This is a genomic window from Stenotrophomonas sp. LARHCG68, assembly GCF_052871705.1.
This window is the reverse complement of record NZ_JBIXJV010000001.1, coordinates 1600056-1616450: the sequence shown is the minus strand read 5'-3', so window position 1 is coordinate 1616450 and position 16395 is coordinate 1600056. Positions and strand designations below refer to the sequence as shown.

Annotated in this window: 17 protein-coding genes and 1 tRNA gene; 4 read left to right on the top strand and 14 right to left on the bottom strand. The window is 66.0% G+C overall.

Annotated features, from left to right (window positions below; genetic code table 11):
* Positions 1-553 precede the first annotated feature (553 nt).
* The gene (locus tag ACIPR8_RS07250) at positions 554-934 is read left to right on the top strand and encodes a hypothetical protein (protein WP_446540583.1); all 381 of its coding nucleotides are present in this window, start codon (positions 554-556) and stop codon (positions 932-934) included.
* A gap of 403 nt (positions 935-1337) precedes the next feature.
* Here the strand turns inward: ACIPR8_RS07250 and ACIPR8_RS07245 are convergent.
* Positions 1338-1424 (bottom strand) — tRNA-Leu (locus ACIPR8_RS07245).
* Between the two features lie 129 nt (positions 1425-1553).
* Here ACIPR8_RS07245 and ACIPR8_RS07240 point away from each other — a divergent pair.
* A complete protein-coding gene (locus tag ACIPR8_RS07240) occupies positions 1554-1922 on the top strand; it encodes a response regulator (protein WP_446540582.1) in 369 nt (122 codons plus the stop codon).
* Positions 1923-2010: 88 nt separating this feature from the next.
* On the opposite strand, the gene ACIPR8_RS07235 is transcribed toward ACIPR8_RS07240, so the two are convergent.
* The 7 genes from ACIPR8_RS07235 to ACIPR8_RS07205 form a co-directional block, all read right to left on the bottom strand.
* Positions 2011-4380 (bottom strand): Tex family protein, encoded by a 2370-nt coding sequence (locus ACIPR8_RS07235; RefSeq protein ID WP_446540581.1) that lies wholly within the window; start codon positions 4378-4380, stop codon positions 2011-2013.
* Between the two features lie 115 nt (positions 4381-4495).
* Positions 4496-4711, bottom strand: coding sequence for a hypothetical protein (locus ACIPR8_RS07230; RefSeq protein WP_132864124.1), 216 nt, complete (start codon positions 4709-4711; stop codon positions 4496-4498).
* A gap of 122 nt (positions 4712-4833) precedes the next feature.
* Positions 4834-5301, bottom strand: coding sequence for a hypothetical protein (locus tag ACIPR8_RS07225; RefSeq protein ID WP_192288476.1), 468 nt, complete (start codon positions 5299-5301; stop codon positions 4834-4836).
* A gap of 8 nt (positions 5302-5309) precedes the next feature.
* Positions 5310-5684 carry a DUF5329 domain-containing protein gene (locus ACIPR8_RS07220; RefSeq protein WP_446540580.1) on the bottom strand — a complete coding sequence of 125 codons (375 nt, stop codon included), beginning with the start codon at positions 5682-5684 and terminating at the stop codon, positions 5310-5312.
* On the bottom strand, positions 5684-6751 hold the full coding sequence (gene phaC / locus ACIPR8_RS07215) for a class III poly(R)-hydroxyalkanoic acid synthase subunit PhaC (RefSeq protein WP_446540579.1): 1068 nt from the start codon (positions 6749-6751) through the stop codon (positions 5684-5686). The genes ACIPR8_RS07220 and phaC overlap by 1 nt, the downstream gene beginning before the upstream one ends.
* Positions 6748-7851 carry a class III poly(R)-hydroxyalkanoic acid synthase subunit PhaE gene (gene phaE / locus ACIPR8_RS07210; protein ID WP_446540578.1) on the bottom strand — a complete coding sequence of 368 codons (1104 nt, stop codon included), beginning with the start codon at positions 7849-7851 and terminating at the stop codon, positions 6748-6750. Before phaE ends, phaC begins: the two co-directional genes overlap by 4 nt.
* 53 nt (positions 7852-7904) lie before the next feature.
* Complete coding sequence (locus tag ACIPR8_RS07205) at positions 7905-8519, bottom strand: CDP-alcohol phosphatidyltransferase family protein (RefSeq protein ID WP_192288472.1); 615 nt, start codon at positions 8517-8519, stop codon at positions 7905-7907.
* A 164-nt stretch (positions 8520-8683) separates the two neighbouring features.
* Here ACIPR8_RS07205 and ACIPR8_RS07200 point away from each other — a divergent pair, with 164 nt between their 5' ends.
* Positions 8684-9331 carry a class I SAM-dependent methyltransferase gene (locus tag ACIPR8_RS07200; RefSeq protein ID WP_446540577.1) on the top strand — a complete coding sequence of 216 codons (648 nt, stop codon included), beginning with the start codon at positions 8684-8686 and terminating at the stop codon, positions 9329-9331.
* Positions 9332-9334: 3 nt separating this feature from the next.
* Here the strand turns inward: ACIPR8_RS07200 and ACIPR8_RS07195 are convergent, their stop codons facing one another.
* The 3 genes from ACIPR8_RS07195 to ppsR all read right to left on the bottom strand — a co-directional run bounded on the left by ACIPR8_RS07195 (position 9335) and on the right by ppsR (position 11551).
* Positions 9335-9823, bottom strand: coding sequence for an NUDIX hydrolase (locus ACIPR8_RS07195; protein ID WP_132864131.1), 489 nt, complete (start codon positions 9821-9823; stop codon positions 9335-9337).
* A 53-nt stretch (positions 9824-9876) separates the two neighbouring features.
* Positions 9877-10383 (bottom strand): DUF1249 domain-containing protein, encoded by a 507-nt coding sequence (locus ACIPR8_RS07190; protein ID WP_446540576.1) that lies wholly within the window; start codon positions 10381-10383, stop codon positions 9877-9879.
* Between the two features lie 346 nt (positions 10384-10729).
* Positions 10730-11551, bottom strand: a complete 822-nt coding sequence (gene ppsR / locus ACIPR8_RS07185; RefSeq protein ID WP_132864133.1) for a posphoenolpyruvate synthetase regulatory kinase/phosphorylase PpsR — start codon at positions 11549-11551, stop codon at positions 10730-10732.
* Between the two features lie 195 nt (positions 11552-11746).
* Here ppsR and ppsA point away from each other — a divergent pair, with 195 nt between their 5' ends.
* A complete protein-coding gene (gene ppsA, locus ACIPR8_RS07180; RefSeq protein WP_192288468.1) occupies positions 11747-14122 on the top strand; it encodes a phosphoenolpyruvate synthase in 2376 nt (791 codons plus the stop codon).
* A 150-nt stretch (positions 14123-14272) separates the two neighbouring features.
* Here the strand turns inward: ppsA and ACIPR8_RS07175 are convergent, their stop codons facing one another.
* From ACIPR8_RS07175 to tadA, 3 genes are all read right to left on the bottom strand, one after another.
* The gene (locus tag ACIPR8_RS07175; protein WP_446540575.1) at positions 14273-15124 is read right to left on the bottom strand and encodes an EcsC family protein; all 852 of its coding nucleotides are present in this window, start codon (positions 15122-15124) and stop codon (positions 14273-14275) included.
* A gap of 4 nt (positions 15125-15128) precedes the next feature.
* Positions 15129-15704 carry an oligoribonuclease gene (orn, locus tag ACIPR8_RS07170; protein ID WP_132864136.1) on the bottom strand — a complete coding sequence of 192 codons (576 nt, stop codon included), beginning with the start codon at positions 15702-15704 and terminating at the stop codon, positions 15129-15131.
* 87 nt (positions 15705-15791) lie between these two features.
* Positions 15792-16295 (bottom strand): tRNA adenosine(34) deaminase TadA, encoded by a 504-nt coding sequence (gene tadA, locus ACIPR8_RS07165; protein WP_446540574.1) that lies wholly within the window; start codon positions 16293-16295, stop codon positions 15792-15794.
* Positions 16296-16395: the final 100 nt, after the last annotated feature.

The following is a 16395-nucleotide window of genomic DNA, read 5'->3' as shown; positions in this document are numbered from 1 at the left end:
GAGGTATCAGTGGCCTATGATTACGCCTTTCAAGCAAATGAGCGCGCCATGCGCACCAACGATCTAGATCTTCGGCGAAATATCAGTCAGTTCTTGCTCGATCATTCGGGTGTCCCGGCGCGGAACCTAACAATTCATTCAAGCCGAACCCGCTTCGTGGGTCGGCTCAATTCCAGAGTTAGGCCGCATGGATAGTACGTCGCGTCAGTCGCTCATACTTTCGTTGCTCCGGGGCCTTTGGGGCGAGGTTCACCCTGAGTTGCGTCAAGCCTCAATCGAGACCGACGGAGACGCGCATATCGTTCGCGTCCGATTTGAGTACGACGGAGATGCCCATGGGCCTGCTCAAGAGAGCTGCTCCAGTGCGGCTGGAGAAGTCATCGGAGATTTTCCGGCGCCATGGGGTCTCGATGAACAACACGTGGCTGCGCCGTTGCCTCGCGTTTTATCTCCCCTGCGATACGTTGTTTACCGTCGCTGGGAGCACGAGGGTGCGGCCGCGCCATACATCCAAGCCAAACTCGCTTCGCGGGTGAAAAATTCAGGGTAGGAGATGAAGATCTTTCGCCGTCAGTTGATGTACGTTCAAGTTCACCAAGACCACTTCATTGCTCGTGCCGTCGGTGGAGACAGGACAATTCGCCGCCAGTGCCACGCTCTTGGCAATCGTGCGGGTCCAATCAGGAACTTCTCAACCATCCGGTCTCAGCTCAAAGAAATATTCTCAGAACTCAAGTCCGGCTTCTCGCTCGTCAAGCCATGGGCGCTTTTGCATTTTGATCCAGTCGAGTACCCGGTCACAAAGGAAGAGCTCGCTGAATTCCAAGCGGTTGCTATGCGTAGCGGCGTGAGCTTCTGCTTGCTCTCCACTTGGGAACACCAACACGAAGACAAGGACTTGCTGACCATCTTGGGGCAGGGTCCGACCAAATAACTTAAAGCCGCGACGCAGCGCGGCTGGTTTTGAGAATTCGAACGTCTGCTTCTGGCCGATAGCGGCCTCCTCCGTTGAACCAAGCATCGCTCTGCGTCACGGCGACGTCGGCCCCTCGGGCTCTACGGCCGGCCCCCAACGATTCCGAAGTGCTGCACCGCACGTCGGCCGTAAGCGACCTTGATGCCCGCAAGGATCACCGCGGCCGGCGATACGGCCATATCCGGCTGACTCAGAGGCAGTTCGGGCACACCACAGCGTCAATGACCGAGCACCACACCCGGAAGCGCAAGGGCGACAAGGTGACCCCGACCAAATGAGATTGCGGAGCTGCCCCTATATTGCGGAGCAGCCGACCCAAATCGCAGGCAAAGAAAAAGGCACCTAAGTGCCTGTTTTCAAATGGTGCCGAAGGTGGGACTCGAACCCACACGCTTTTAAGGGCGGCGGATTTTGAATCCGCTGCGTCTACCGATTCCGCCACTTCGGCTGGCCGGAGCGGGAGTATAGCGGACGCCTCGGCGATTGGGCAGCCTCTGCGGCACAAATTTTGTGTAATGGGTGTTTCGCCTACTGGCTATACTTGTTTCGACTGACTGATCAAGGGTACAGACAAGCGATGACCTCGCTTCAGGACGTGCATGTGCTCGTCGTCGAGAACGACGAGCTGAATGCCATGCTGCTGCAGCTGCAGCTGGAAGGTGAAGGCATGCACGTGGCCGGCGTGGCCCCGTCCGTGGCCGATGCCCTGCGCCTGGTCGAGGAGCTGCAGCCGCAGGTCGTGTTCCTCGACTACTGGCTGGCCCGCAACGAGAACAGCACCCCGGTGGCCGAACGGCTGGTGGCACTGGGCACGCCCTTCCTGGTCGCGACGGGCATGGATATCAGCCAGTTGCCGGCCGTGTTCAACGCGGGAATCAAGCTGCGCAAGCCCTATACCGGCGCGGACCTCGGCGCCGCATTGCGCAGGGCGCTGGCCCCGGCCTGAACCGCCGCAGGCGCTGACGACGCCCGGACTCCTCCCGCTCGCCCGCCTCCTCCCGTGTTACCCGGGAGAAGGCATGCTCCGCCTCGCTTCAGCCCTTGCGGGCCTTGGCAAAGGCCTCGGCCAGGGCGTTGTTGATCGGCGGCGCCGATTGCGCCGGGCGCGGGTTGCCATTGCCTCCCGGACGTGCGCCGCGGCCGCCATTGCCGCCGTCACGACGCGGCGCCATGCCCTGCCCTGCGCCGCGCTCCTCGCGCTCGGACTTCTTCGGCGCCGGAGCGTCGTCCAGGCGACGGGTAAGGGCGATGCGCTTGCGCGGCACGTCCACCTCCAGCACCTTGACCTTGACGATGTCACCGGCCTTGACCACGTCGCGCGGGTCCTTGACGAAGGTATCCGACAAGGCGGAGATGTGGATCAGGCCATCCTGGTGCACGCCGATGTCGACGAACGCACCAAAGGCGGCCACATTGCTGACCACGCCCTCCAGGACCATGCCTTCACGCAGGTCCTTGATGTCCTCCACGCCTTCGGCGAAGCGCGCCGCCTTGAACTCGGGGCGCGGGTCGCGGCCGGGCTTTTCCATTTCCTTGAGGATGTCGCGCACGGTCGGCACGCCGAACTTTTCATCGGTGAACTGCTCGGCCTTGAGCCCACGCAAGTAGCTGCCGTCGCCCAGAAGCGTCTTGATCGGGCGATCGGCCGCGGCCACGATGCGCTCGACCACCGGATAGGCCTCCGGGTGCACGGCCGAGGCATCCAACGGTTCGTCACCATCGGCGATGCGCAGGAAGCCCGCACACTGCTCGAACGTCTTGTCGCCCAGCCGCGGCACCTTCAGCAGCTCCTTGCGGCGTTTGAACGGGCCGTTCTCGTCGCGGTGGCGCACGATGTTCTCCGCCACCGTCGTGGACAGGCCCGACACGCGCGACAGCAGTGCCGCCGAGGCAGTGTTGACGAACACGCCGACGGCATTCACGCAGTCCTCCACGCGCGCGTCGAGCGCCTTGGCCAGGCGGAACTGGTCCACGTCATGCTGGTACTGGCCCACGCCGATCGCCTTGGGCTCGATCTTGACCAGCTCGGCCAGCGGGTCCTGCAGGCGACGCGCGATGGACACCGCGCCGCGCAGCGAGACGTCCAGGTTCGGGAACTCCCTGGCCGCGAACTCCGAGGCCGAGTACACCGAGGCACCTGCCTCGCTGACCACGACCTTCTGCAGCTTCGGATTGTTGCAGGCCTTGATCACCTCGCCGGCCAGCTTGTCGGTCTCACGGCTGGCGGTGCCGTTGCCGATGGCGATCAGCTCGACGTTGTACTTGCTGCACAGCTGCTTGAGCACCTGCAGCGACTGCTCCCACTGGCGACGTGGCTCGTGCGGGTAGATGGTGTCGGTGGCCACCAGCTTGCCGGTGGCGTCGACCACCGCGACCTTGCAGCCGGTGCGGATGCCCGGGTCCAGCCCCAGCACCGTCTTCGGCCCTGCCGGCGCGGCCAGCAGCAAGTCCTTGAGGTTGTCACCGAACACGGCGATCGCCTCGGCCTCGGCCTTCTCGCGGGCCTGGTTGAACAGGTCCAGCAACAGGTGCATGTGCAGTTTGGCGCGCCAGGCCAGGCGGCAGGCATCGAGCAACCAGCGGTCCGCCGGGCGGCCCTTGTCGGCGATGCCGGCCTTGCGCGCCACGCGCCCTTCGGCGTACTGGTGGCCAGCCTCGGCCTCGCTGCCGGGGTCCAGCTCCAGGTACAGGATTTCCTCGCGGCGGGCGCGGAACAACGCCAGCAGGCGATGCGAAGGGATCTTCGCCAGCGATTCGGCATGATCGAAGTAGTCGCGGTACTTGGCGCCTTCGTTCTCCTTGCCTTCGGCCACCCGTGCGTGGATCACGCCGTTCTCGCCCAGCCACTGGCGCAGCTCGCTGACCAGCGCGGCGTCCTCGCCCCAGCGCTCCATCAGAATCGCGCGGGCACCTTCCAGCGCCGCCTTCGCATCGGCCACGCCCTTGTCGGCGTCGATGAACCCTGCAGCAAACGCCTGCGGGTCCCGCGACGGGTCGCCGAGCAGGCCGTCGGCCAACGGTTCCAGCCCCGCTTCGCGGGCGATCTGCGCCTTGGTCCTGCGCTTGGGCTTGTACGGCAGGTACAGGTCTTCCAGCCGGCTCTTGGTATCAGCGGCGAGGATGTCGTTGCGCAATTCGTCGCTCAGCTTGCCCTGCTCGCCGATGCTGGCCAGCACCGCGGCGCGGCGGTCTTCCAGCTCACGCAGGTAGGTCAGCCGCACTTCGAGATTGCGCAACTGGGTGTCATCCAGCCCACCGGTGACTTCCTTGCGGTAGCGGGCAATGAACGGGACGCTGGCACCTTCGTCCAGCAGGGCGATGGCGGCCTTGGCCTGCGCGGTCTGCGCACCGATCTCGGTGGCGATGGTCTGCGCGATCTGCTGCGCGAGCTTGGAATCCTGCATTGCCTGTGTGAGCGCCACGTTCAAGGGGAACCGGCATTCTGGCAACGCAACGCCGCCTGCGGAAGCGGTTGACAGCAAGCGCCGGGCATGCAGCCCGGCGCGTCGTTCGGAAAGCTCAGGCCAGGTGCTGGTTCAGCCGCTGGCTGGCGATGTCATCGCGCAGGTCCTCCAGCACCATGACCCGCATCCGGCCCCGGCCGGTCACATCCAACATCCGCTCCACGTAGACCTCCGGGCCGTTCTCCGTGTCCGCGCGGGTCTTGCTGAAACCATAGGGCAGCACGCCCTTGTCACCGTCCTTGCTGCCACCGATATAAAGAACAACTGCCATGGTGGTTGGTACTCCTCGTAATTCTGCAACGCCGCCACGGTACGCGGGTGGGCGTTAGAAGGATGTACACAAAAGGTTCGCGGTGCATGACTGTTGCGTTGCGACACGAAGACAGCGCGCAGTCAGGGCCACCATCCGCGGCCCTGCATCGCATAGCGGTCAGCCGCACGCTCGAAGGGATTGCGCACGCTCACCCCGCCACAGGCCAGGTACACCGGCAGGAACAACGGACCCAGCACCATGTACTGGTAGACATGGGCGCGTTCATGATCGCCCAGGCGCACGCGCGGGTGTTCGCAGCGCCCCGCTCGATGCTCGTAGGTCAGGCACAGGCCATCCAGGTCGGGGCCGGTATGCAGGATCACCATGCCCAGCGTGATCGCGCCACCTGGCCCCCACGGCCAGTGCCGGAACACCAGCGCACGTTCGCGACCGCTCCAACGCCCGCGCGCGCCGGCGGCCATGCCGGCCATTCCCGCCAGCAGCCCGATCAGCGTGTTGGGCGAGGTCCAGATCGCTCCCAGCACCTGCAGTGCGGTCACGCCCCATGACGGGGCCGGACGGAGCTGCCCGGGCACCTGCCTGGCCATCGGTGCGGCTATCTGCCCGCCGCGCGCAGGTCGCGCAACTGCTGCTGGAACCAGGCCGAGGCATCCTGTTCGGCCGCCCCCGGGCAGGCCACCCGATAGGCACGGCCGCTGATGCTGCTGCGGCTGGCCGCACGCTCGATGAACTGCTCGGGCGTATCGGCCAGGTTGCGCTTGAGCAGGTAGTCGTACTTGCGCTGCAGGTGGGACTTCGCCTCGGCCGCACCGTACCAGCTGCCATTGCGCTGGAAACGGCAACCCGAACGCTCCAGCGCCTGCATCAGGCCGCTGATCTCGCGCTGTGCGGTAGCACTGGGCGCGGCGGTGGCCACGGACGAAAGTGCGGCCAGGACCAGGCCGGCCAGAAGAACGATGCGATGCTTCATCAGCGTTTGCTCAACCAATCGTGGATGGCGCCCGGCACCTCGCGCTGCGCGCGGCCGGACACGTAGATACCGATATGACCACCGCGGAACCCGACCTCGGTGTAGTCGTCGCTGCCCACCTTCCCGCGCATGGCCCGGGATGCCGCTGGCGGCACCAGATGGTCCTGTTCGGCATAGATGTTCAACACCGGCATGCGCAATGCGGCCAGGTGCACCGGCTCGTCACCGATGGTGATGGCGTCGTGCATCAGCCCGTTGCCCTGGTAGAACTGCTTGACGAACTGGCGAAATGCCTCGCCGGCCAGGTCGGGCGAATCGAAGATCCACTTTTCCATGCGCAGGAAATCCTCCAGCGCCTGCTTGTCGTCCAGGATGTCCATCAACCCCACGTACTTCTGCACGTTGAGACGGAACGGCTTGAGCATCAGGTAGCTGGCATTCATCAGGTCGGCAGGGATGTTGCCCAGCGTGTCGACGAACAGGTCCACATCCACGTGGCGCGCCCAGTGCGAGAGCATGTTGTCCGGCGTCTGGAAGTCGACCGGCGTCACCATCGTGATCAGGTTGCGCACCTTGTGCGGGCGCAGCGCGCTGTAACACAGCGAGAACACGCCGCCCTGGCAGATGCCCAGCAGGTTGACCGGTGCGCCGCCCTGCTGCGCGCGCAGGTGGTCCACCGCGCCGTCGATGTAGCGCAGCAGATAGTCCTCCAGGGTCAGGTAGCGCTCGGAGCGGTCCGGGTAGCCCCAGTCCAGCACGTAGACGTCCTGGCCCAATGCCAGCAGCTTCTGCACCAGCGAGCGGCCGTCCTGCAGGTCCACCATGTAAGGGCGGTTGACCAGCGCGTAGACGATCAGCAGCGGGGGCTGCCCGGCGGGCGCCGGCGTGTCGCCGACGAAGCGGTACAGCCTGACCTTGCCGTCGCTCCATACTTCCTCGCGTGCGGTCACGCCGTAATCGACATCGTCCACGCCCGGCAACAGTTTCAGGCCATCGACCAGCTTGCGCTGCCATTGCAGCGTTTCCTGCAGCAGGTCATCGCTGCCGAAGCCCAGCGGCCCCTTCATGACGCCCTCCTGCGGCGCGCGGCCGGCTTGCCCGCGGTCTTGCCGGTGGCGGCAGCCTTCTTGGCGGCGGCTTTCTTCGCGGCAGGCTTGACCGCCGTCTTCCTCGCGGGCGCCGCGGCATTCCTGCCCGCCGTCTTCGCTGCGACCGGCGCTACGGTGGTCTTCGCCGGTTTCTTCGGTGCAGGTCGCGGCGCTGCCTTTGGCGCGGCGTCCGGAACAGGCCTGGCCGCCGCATTGAGCAGGCGTCGCACCTGGCGCTCGAGCTCGGCGATGCGCCGGTGTGCGGCATCCATCTCGGTGCGGGTCGGGACGCCCATCAATTCGCAGGCGCGTTCCAGCTCACTCTGTGAGGCAGCACGCAGGCGCATCTGTGCATTGGCCAGGTCGGCGTAGATGCGCTGGAACTCCTCGGACAATGCCATCTTGCCGTAGGCTTCCTCCGCCGCGTCGATCCACAGGTCGAACATGGCACGCGCACTGGTCAGCTGCGCCCCGGGCGACTCGTGCTCGGCCAGCTTCTGCTCGAAGCGGTTGAAGGCGTCGTCCAGCACTGCGCGGATCGCATCGACATAGGTTTCGGCATGGGCCTGGTACTCGCGCTGCTTCTTCAGCAATGCCTGCCAACGCGCCTGATGCTCGCGTGCTGGACCGAACGCTGGTGCCTCCAGCCATTCACTTCCCAACCCACCCTGCGCGGCACGTGCGAAGTCACGCACCCAGGGCTGGTCGTTGAGCGCGTTGCCACCACGGGCCGCACCCAGCATCCATTGCAACAGCGCATCTCCCTGCCCTTGCACGGCCTCGCGCCAGGCGCCGGCGACCTCGGCCGCACTGGTGTCGCGCCCGGCGAACCGTGCCGCGATCTGCTGCATGGTGCCGAACCAGTCGCCGGCCTGGTGCTGGAAACGCCCGCCCAGTTCCTGCACTTCGGGCGGGGTATCGGTGGTGACCAGCCGGGTCCATTGCTCGATGCTCTCGCGCCACGGGAATTCGGCGGCACTGCCTTCGGCGGCCCCCTTCATGCCCTGCGCCCATGCCTCCCAATAACGGCGCATGCCAGCCTCGAAATCACCCTCATCGTTGTTGCCTGACGCGCTCATGCTCGTGTTCCCGGATTGCGCTGCGATGATATCAATGCCCGCACCACGCCATGTCAGGGCTTGGGAATGCGCAGCGTCTTGCTGATCATCAACGAGCCGGACAGGCCGAACAGCAGCACCAGCGGGTGCAGCTGCCACGGGCCCAACTGCCAACTGCCACCCCACAGCGCCGGGCCGATGGCATTGAAGTGCGCCGCCAGCGCCAGCACGATCACCAGCGCCAGGCTGGTCGGAATCGGGGTGCCCTCGAAGTACGGCACCTTGTCGGCATCGCCTGCAATCTCTTCGGCCGTCACGTTGTAGCGGGCCAGGCGACTGACGCCGCAACAGACGAAGTAACTCAGCACCAGCCAGTCCCAGCCCCCCTGCATGCCGCAGGCATAGGCCAGCGCCGCCGGGGCCACGCCGAAGGAGATCACGTCGGCCAACGAATCCAGCTCCCGCCCCAGCGTGGACGAGGACTGGCGCCAGCGCGCCACCCGGCCATCCAGCGCATCGAAGATGAACGCCAACGGGATCAACGCCATGCCGAACATCAGGAAGCCACGCTCGCCGTCCTGCAGGAAACGCATCGCGGCGAACACCGCGCCGGTACCGCAGAAGGCATTGCCAAGCGTGAACCAGTCCGCCAACTGGAACTCGCGGAGCATCGAAAAGTGACGTTTCATGGGGACTCACGGGACATGGACCCGGACAGGTTACCGCGAGCACCCACGGCCGCGACAGCGCCGTGGCTCGGGCCGCCCACCTTGCGTTTACGCAGCGGCGATCGCCATCATCGGCACTGGACCCGCCGCCGCCACGTCCGCCCAAGCCTGAACGGACGACGACGATGCTGGACACCCCCACCCTGGCCGCCCAGTTGCGGCATCCCCATGGCGCGCCTGCGCTGGCCGTGGCCGAGTCGATGAACCGCAGCAACGGCGCGCTCAACCGCACCGCGATCGCATTGCTGGCGGTCCAGGCCAACGAACACGTGCTGGAAATCGGCCCCGGCAACGCAGCCTTCGCCCCACTGCTGCTCAGCGCACCCGGCAGTCGCTATCTGGGCGTCGAACTGTCCAGCGCGATGGTCCACGCCGGCAACAGGCTCCTGCGCGACCAGGGGCTGGCCGACCGCGCGCGCCTGCAGACCGGTGACGCGCAGGCGCTTGCCGTGGGTAACGGCGGCTTCGACGTCGCACTGGCCGTGAACACCCTGTACTTCTGGCCGGACCTGCCCGGCGTGCTGGCACAACTGGCCGCTGCGCTGCGCCCCGAGGGCCGGCTATGCCTGGCCTTCGGCGATGCCACGTTCATGCGCACCCTGCCGTTCACTGCCCACGGCTTCCACCTGTACGAACGGACCCAGGTCGAGCACGCCCTGCAGGCCAGTGGCTTCCCGACCTGGAGGCACCAGACCCACGCCGAAACCGGTACCAGCAATGCGGGGAGCCGGGTCGACAAGCAGTTCCACCTGCTGCTGGCCCAGCGCGGCTGACGCTTACAGGCGGGTGAAGCTCCAGGACTGCATCCGGCCATCGCGGTATGGCATCACGCCATGGAACGGACGCGTGTCCTCGTCGAACACCAGCGGCAGGAAATGGCGGTCGCCCTCCCACAGCGGCAGCGATTCCAGCTGGTCCACCGGCACCCACTCCAGCGTGCCTTCGGGGTTGGATTCCAGCGGCGTGCCGGTGTAGTCATCGATGACGAAGATGAAGGCGAACCAGTCCTCGCCATTCTTGCCGAAGCCCGGCCAGCTGATGGTCCCGCGCAGGCGCGTGGTGCCGCATTCGATGCCGGCCTCCTCGCGGATTTCGCGGTGCATGCAAGCCAGGATGTCCTCGTCGGCCTCCATCTTTCCGCCCAGGCCGTTGTACTTGCCCAGATGGATGTCGCCGGGGCGGGTATTGCGGTGGATCATCAACGCCTGCTTACCGTCGGCGGACAACACGTAGCCAAGCGTGGCCATGATCGGGGTGTACGGCATCAGCAACAACCGGAACGGGAAAGCGCCAAGTATGACCGATCCCGCCGCCGGGCTCAGTGCTCCAGCGTGCCGGCAACCCGCAGCGGTGCCTGCGAACCTTCGATGCGACGCAGCGTGGCCACGCCGTGGCCGCGCTCGGCCAGGTATTCCAGCCACTTGCCAAGGAAGGTGTTCATGCGCATGCGATGGCTGATCAGTGCATCGGCCGGCGGATACATGCCGACCACGTCCTGCCAGCGCCGGCCCACGTAGCAATGGGTGGCCTCGGCCTGGCGTGCGTCCTGGTACAGGCGGACATAGGCCGACGGATCCGGCTCGCCGGTCAATGGGTCGCAGATGTCGTAGGTCATGCGCAGTTCCACCGTATAGCGGTGGCATTCGATGACATCCAGGCGCAGGTCCAGCCCGTCGCCGATGCAGGACACGTAGCTGCCCGCGGCCAAGTCCTGTGGCGCGAACAGCCGCACCAGATGGTCGTGGTTTTCCGCGTACAGGCCCATCAGCCAGCTCAGACGGCTCAGCCGGGGGATGCGATCAATACGGGAAAGTGCTTGTGCCATGGGCTGATCGTACACGCGGCGATGTGTCAGAGGCAGTCTTGTGGATCGGACGCACTGGCGCGCATGCTGGGGTAGTGCCGTGCCATGTCCGGCACGGGGGCATCTCTGTCTTCGCCCCCTCCCTTTGGCGGAGCCAAGGGGAGGGTTGGGGAGGGGTGCTTCATTCGCACTGCCCTGTCCTTCGCCGGCTTCGCGGCCGAGGCCGCTCCTACCCGAACGAGTAATCCGTTCGCCACGCACCTGCTTTCGCCCCCTCCCTCTGGCCAAGCCCAGGGGAAGGTTGGAGAGGGGGCTTTGGCGGCGTCCTGCCCTTCCCCGGCGTCGCGACCGGGACTGCGCCTGCCGGTCAGTACATCTCGCGCTGCAGGCCCAGCGTGGCCAGCACCTTGCTGGAGATTTCCTCGATCGAGGTATGCGTGGTGCTCAGGGTCGGGATGCGCTCCATGCGGAACATGGTCTCGGCCGCGGACACTTCCCGCTTGCAGACCTCGGCGCTGGCGTAACGCGAGTTCGGGCGGCGCTCCTGGCGGATCTGCTGCAGGCGCTCCGGGTCGATGGTCAGGCCGAACAGCTTGTTGCGGTACGGGCGCAGCCGTGCCGGCAGGCGGTCCTGCTCCAGGTCTTCCTCGGTCAGCGGGTAGTTGGCCGCGCGGATGCCGTAGTGCATCGCCAGGTAGATGCAGGTCGGGGTCTTGCCGGCACGCGAGACCGCCACCAGCACCACGTCGGCCTCGTCGTAGTTCACGGCGATGCCGTCGTCATGGCTGAGCGCGAAGTTCATCGCGTTGATGCGGCGGTGGTAGGTGTCGAAATCGACCATGCCATGGGCCTGGCCGACCTTGGAATGGCGGGTCGCGTTCAGCTCCTGCTCCAGGGGGCCGATGAACGGCTTGAACACGTCCAGCACCAGCGCCCCGCTCTCCTCCAGGATCAGCCCCAGGCTGGAATCCACGCAGGAGCTGACCACGATCGGGCGCACCTGGTAGCGCTCCCCGGCGGCCCGGATCCGGGCCGCGGCGTCATGGGCTTTGTCCGCATCGTCGACAAAGGACATCCGGTCCGTGACAAAGCTGAACCCGGTGAACTGGGTGAGGAGGCTGTGGCCCACGGTTTCGGCAGTGATGCCGGTACCGTCGGAAACGTAGAAAACCGGCCGAATTGCCGACATGCGCGATCCTTTCGTCTGTAAGTTTCGACCCTGCCCCGGGTGGGGGTCAGGCCCCTGTCCCGGAAAAGACAAGCACAAGACAAAGTATTGTCACAAGCTTGTGCGGGTACGGTGTGCACTGCATCATATTGGCTTCTTCCTACGGACGTGGCCATCCAAGCCCGGCTAGGGCGATGGCCTAACGGAGCATCGCGCTTGAACGAGAATATCCTGTGGTTGCATGAGCTGCGCCTGGCTGATCTGGCCCGCGTAGGCGGTAAGAATTCCTCGCTTGGCGAGATGATCGGCAATCTGGCCGGTCTCGGGGTGTCCGTCCCCGGTGGTTATGCCACCACCGCCGAAGCCTTCAAGGACTTCATTGCCCACAACGACCTGTCCAAGCGCATCTTCGACAAGCTGGCCACGCTGGACGTGGAGGACGTCGCGGCGCTGACCGCCGCCGGCAAGGAAATCCGCACCTGGGTGATCGACGCCCCGCTGCAGCCGGCCCTGGACACCGACATCCGTGATGCCTACGCCAAGCTGAGCGCCGACAACGGCGGCGGCGACGTGGCCGTGGCGGTGCGCTCCTCGGCCACCGCCGAAGACCTGCCCGATGCCTCCTTCGCCGGCCAGCAGGAAACCTTCCTCAACGTGACCGGTGCCGACGACGTCGTGCACAAGGTCAAGGAAGTGTTCGCCTCGCTGTACAACGACCGCGCCATCGCCTACCGCGTCCACCACGGCTTCAAGCACGAGGACGTGTTCCTGTCGGCCGGCGTACAGCTGATGGTGCGCTCGGGCGTGGGTTCGTCCGGCGTGCTGTTCACCCTGGACACCGAGTCCGGCTTCCGCGACGTGGTGTTCGTCACCTCGTCCTTCGGCCTGGGCGAGATGGTCGTGCAGGGCGCGGTCAACCCGGACGAGTTCTACGTCTACAAGCCCACCCTGCAGGCCGGCAAGCCGGCGATCCTGCGCCGTTCGCTGGGCTCCAAGGCCATCCGCATGGTCTATTCGGACGTCCCGGGCGAGCGCGTCAAGATCGAGGACACCCCGGCCGCGCTGCGCAACACCTTCTCGATCAGCGACGAGGACGTGCAGGAACTGTCCAAGCAGGCGCTGGTCATCGAGAAGCATTACGGCCGCCCGATGGACATCGAGTGGGCCAAGGACGGCGTCAGCGGCAAGCTGTTCATCGTCCAGGCCCGCCCGGAGACCGTGAAGTCGCGCGCCAAGGCCACCCAGATGGAGCGCTACGCGCTGCAGGGCAAGGGTGAAGTGATCGCCGAGGGCCGTGCGGTCGGTGCCAAGATCGGCGTCGGCACCGCCCGCGTGGTGAAGTCGCTGGACGACATGGCCCGCGTACAGCCCGGCGACGTGCTGATCGCCGACATGACCGACCCCGACTGGGAGCCGGTGATGAAGCGTGCCTCGGCCATCGTCACCAACCGTGGTGGCCGCACCTGCCACGCCGCGATCATCGCGCGCGAGCTGGGCGTGCCGGCCGTGGTCGGTTCCGGCAACGCCACCCAGTTGATCCAGGACGGCCAGGAAGTGACCGTCAGCTGCGCCGAAGGCGATACCGGCTTCATCTACAACGGCAAGCTGGCCTTCGAGCGCACCACCACCGACCTTGAGAACATGCCGCCGGCACCGCTCAAGATCATGATGAACGTGGCCAACCCGGAACGTGCCTTCGACTTCGGCCAGCTGCCGAACGCCGGCATCGGCCTGGCCCGCCTGGAAATGATCATCGCCAGCCACATCGGCGTTCACCCGAACGCGCTGCTGGAGTACGACCGCCAGGACGCCGATACCCGGAAGAAGATCGACGAGAAGATCGCCGGCTACAACGACCCGGTGAGCTTCTACGTCAACCGTCTGGCCGAAGGCATCGCCACCCTGACCGCGTCGGTTGCGCCGAACCCGGTGATCGTGCGCCTGTCGGACTTCAAGTCCAACGAGTACGCCAACCTGATCGGCGGCAGCAACTACGAGCCGCACGAAGAGAACCCGATGATCGGCTTCCGCGGCGCCAGCCGTTACGTCGACCCGTCGTTCTCCAAGGCGTTCGCGCTGGAATGCCAGGCCGTGCTGCGCGTGCGCAACGAGATGGGCCTGGAGAACCTGTGGGTGATGATCCCGTTCGTGCGCACCCTGGAAGAAGGTCGCAAGGTGGTGGAAGTGCTCGCCGCCAATGGCCTGAAGCAGGGCGAGAACGGCCTGAAGATCATCATGATGTGCGAAGTGCCGTCCAACGCGCTGCTGGCCGATGAGTTCCTGGAGATCTTCGACGGTTTCTCGATCGGCTCCAACGACCTGACCCAGCTGACCCTGGGCCTGGACCGCGATTCCTCGATCGTCGCGCACCTGTTCGACGAGCGGAACCCGGCGGTCAAGAAGCTGCTGTCGATGGCCATCAAGACCGCGCGCGCCAAGGGCAAGTACGTCGGCATCTGCGGCCAGGGCCCGTCCGACCACCCGGACCTGGCCGAATGGCTGATGCAGGAAGGCATCGAATCGGTGTCGCTGAACCCGGACACCGTGGTCGACACCTGGCTGCGCCTGGCCAAGCTCAAGGCCAACAGCTGATCCAGCGATTGGTTGCATGAACAAAACCCCGCCAAGGCGGGGTTTTGTTTTGGACGGGCGAAGAGAAGCGAAGCCCTTCCCCACCTCCCTTCGCCCTGCAGGAGAGAGGGCACGCAGGCCAGGACACATTCCCGGCCCTGCCGGCACGGCTCACCCCTGCATGTGCCCCGCCAGCGACTGGTATGCCAGGCGCACCGGCTCGAAGCCGTAGGTCTTCTCCAGGCGCCTGACGATGAAATGGCCGCGCGCCATGTCCTGGTAGTAGCTCACGAACATGGTGTTCAAGGTGGCGCCGGCCACCGCGCCGATCACCGGCACGGCCTGTGCGGCGAACTTCTCCGAAACCACCACGCCAAACCGTGCGGCGACCTTCTCCACGATCTTGGCCAGCCACTTGCCGGCTTCCTTGGGCCCGATCCCCAACCCCAGGCCGTGACCCTTGACCGCGCTACCGGCCAGCTCCGCCGAGAAATGCCGCATCAGCTCCGTGGTGAAGCCGCGGGTCATGTAGTAGCCGGTCTCGCTGGCATCGTCCTTGCTACTGTTGCCGCCCAGCGCGAATACCTCCAGGCATGCCTGGCGCGTGGCGAAATCGTTCAGGTCGAAGCCTTCGCTGCGGGCGATGTCGGCGACCGCGCGCATGATGATGGTCGTCGACAACGGCAGCTCGATGGCCAGCGTCATCAGGCCACCCGCCCCACCGACGGCACCGGACGCGGCCGCTGCCAGCTTGTGCAGCCGTGGCGAGGCGCGCTTGCCTGGCTGCGTGCGGTCCATGGTCAGCAGCGCGGCCTGCGCGGCCTTGTACAAGGCCGCCTCGGTGACGCTCTGGATGCGCGAGGACACTGCATTGGGCAGTTTGCGCACCGCGAACTCCAGCGGCGCGCCGACCACGTTGGCCATCCGCGCGGTCAGGGTCGGCGCCTCCAGCAGGGCCACCGCGCGCTGCAGGTCGGCCATGTCCTGCGGACGGTCCTGCACGCGCAGCGCCAGCTCGTTCATGGCCTCAGTCCGCGGTCGGCAGGCCGGCCAAGGCCCCCATGAACTGGCGGTAGTGGCGCAGTTCGGCGATGGAGTCGTGCACGTCGCTCAGTGCGGTATGGCTGGATGTCTTGGTCACGCCGCCGGCCACGGTCGGCGCCCAGCGCTTGGCCAGCTCCTTGAGGGTGGACACGTCCAGGTTGCGGTAGTGGAAGTAGCGCTCCAGGCGCGGCATCTGGCGATGCAGGAAGCGGCGGTCCTGGCAGATCGAATTGCCGCACATCGGCGATGCACCGGCCTTGATCCACTCCTGCAGGAACACGATGGTCTGTGCCTCGGCCTGGCCGAGCGAGGTGGTGCTGTCCAGCACACGCTGCCACAGGCCCGAGCGCTGGTGCTGGTTGCGGTTCCACTCGTCCATGGCCTCCAGCGTGGCCAGCGGATGCGAGATGGCGAACTCCGGCCCTTCGGCCAGCACGTTGAGCTGTGCGTCGGTGACCACCGTGGCGATCTCGATGATCGAATCGTTGTCCGTGTCGAGCCCGGTCATCTCCAGGTCGATCCAGATCAACCGGTCATTGCCTGCACTGTTATCCGCCATGTTATGCCTCTTGCTGGGGGCCGGCGACGGGTGCGCTGGCCGGAATACGAAGCGCACATGATACGCCGGCACCACCGGCCGGCCGCGTCAAAGCTCGCCGGGCCCCAGCAATGGCCGGCCGCGCTTGGCCCGGAAGTAATTGGTCAGGCGCAGGCTGGCATCGGCTGCCAGCACCCCGCCGTGCACCTGCACGCGGTGGTTGTGGCGCGGGTCACCCACCAGGTCGAACACGCTGCCGCAGGCGCCGGTCTTGGGGTCGGCGGCGGCGAACACCAGCCGCGCGATCCGCGCGTGCAACAGCGCCATCGCACACATCGCGCAGGGCTCCAACGTCACGTACAGGGTGCTGCCGATCAACCGGTGGTTGCCCAGCCGCCTGCCCGCCGCGCGCATCGCCACGATCTCGGCATGCGCGCTCGGGTCATGGCTGGCGATGTTGAGGTTCCATCCCTCGCCCAGCAGTTCGCCGTCCGCGCCGACCAGCACCGCCCCCACCGGGATCTCGTCGAACTCCCGTTGTGCACGATCGGCCAGGGCCAAGGCGTGGCGCATCCAGTGTTCGTCATCGCGGGAGGAATCGGTCGGGGACATCGTGGCAACGGTCAAGGCAAGGCATCAGCGCAGGGGATGGGTGCAGAGGATAAGGCGTCACCGCCTGCCGCGCGACGGGCAGCCATCCCGGGCCTGAACC

Bases quoted from the DNA above. Each gene is read 5' to 3' on its own strand.
- ACIPR8_RS07225 (WP_192288476.1), bottom strand. From the start codon at position 5,301: ATGGCCAGGCAGGTGCCCGGGCAGCTCCGTCCGGCCCCGTCATGGGGC.
- ACIPR8_RS07205 (WP_192288472.1), bottom strand. From the start codon at position 8,519: ATGAAACGTCACTTTTCGATGCTCCGCGAGTTCCAGTTGGCGGACTGG.
- ACIPR8_RS07175 (WP_446540575.1), bottom strand. From the start codon at position 15,124: ATGAACGAGCTGGCGCTGCGCGTGCAGGACCGTCCGCAGGACATGGCC.
- ACIPR8_RS07230 (WP_132864124.1), bottom strand. From the start codon at position 4,711: ATGGCAGTTGTTCTTTATATCGGTGGCAGCAAGGACGGTGACAAGGGC.
- ACIPR8_RS07195 (WP_132864131.1), bottom strand. From the start codon at position 9,823: ATGCCGTACACCCCGATCATGGCCACGCTTGGCTACGTGTTGTCCGCC.
- phaC (WP_446540579.1), bottom strand. From the start codon at position 6,751: ATGAAGGGGCCGCTGGGCTTCGGCAGCGATGACCTGCTGCAGGAAACG.
- phaE (WP_446540578.1), bottom strand. From the start codon at position 7,851: ATGAGCGCGTCAGGCAACAACGATGAGGGTGATTTCGAGGCTGGCATG.
- ACIPR8_RS07200 (WP_446540577.1), top strand. From the start codon at position 8,684: ATGCTGGACACCCCCACCCTGGCCGCCCAGTTGCGGCATCCCCATGGC.
- ACIPR8_RS07190 (WP_446540576.1), bottom strand. From the start codon at position 10,383: ATGGCACAAGCACTTTCCCGTATTGATCGCATCCCCCGGCTGAGCCGT.
- orn (WP_132864136.1), bottom strand. From the start codon at position 15,704: ATGGCGGATAACAGTGCAGGCAATGACCGGTTGATCTGGATCGACCTG.
- tadA (WP_446540574.1), bottom strand. From the start codon at position 16,295: ATGTCCCCGACCGATTCCTCCCGCGATGACGAACACTGGATGCGCCAC.
- ppsR (WP_132864133.1), bottom strand. From the start codon at position 11,551: ATGTCGGCAATTCGGCCGGTTTTCTACGTTTCCGACGGTACCGGCATC.
- ACIPR8_RS07240 (WP_446540582.1), top strand. From the start codon at position 1,554: ATGACCTCGCTTCAGGACGTGCATGTGCTCGTCGTCGAGAACGACGAG.
- ACIPR8_RS07250 (WP_446540583.1), top strand. From the start codon at position 554: ATGAAGATCTTTCGCCGTCAGTTGATGTACGTTCAAGTTCACCAAGAC.
- ACIPR8_RS07235 (WP_446540581.1), bottom strand. From the start codon at position 4,380: ATGCAGGATTCCAAGCTCGCGCAGCAGATCGCGCAGACCATCGCCACC.
- ACIPR8_RS07220 (WP_446540580.1), bottom strand. From the start codon at position 5,684: ATGAAGCATCGCATCGTTCTTCTGGCCGGCCTGGTCCTGGCCGCACTT.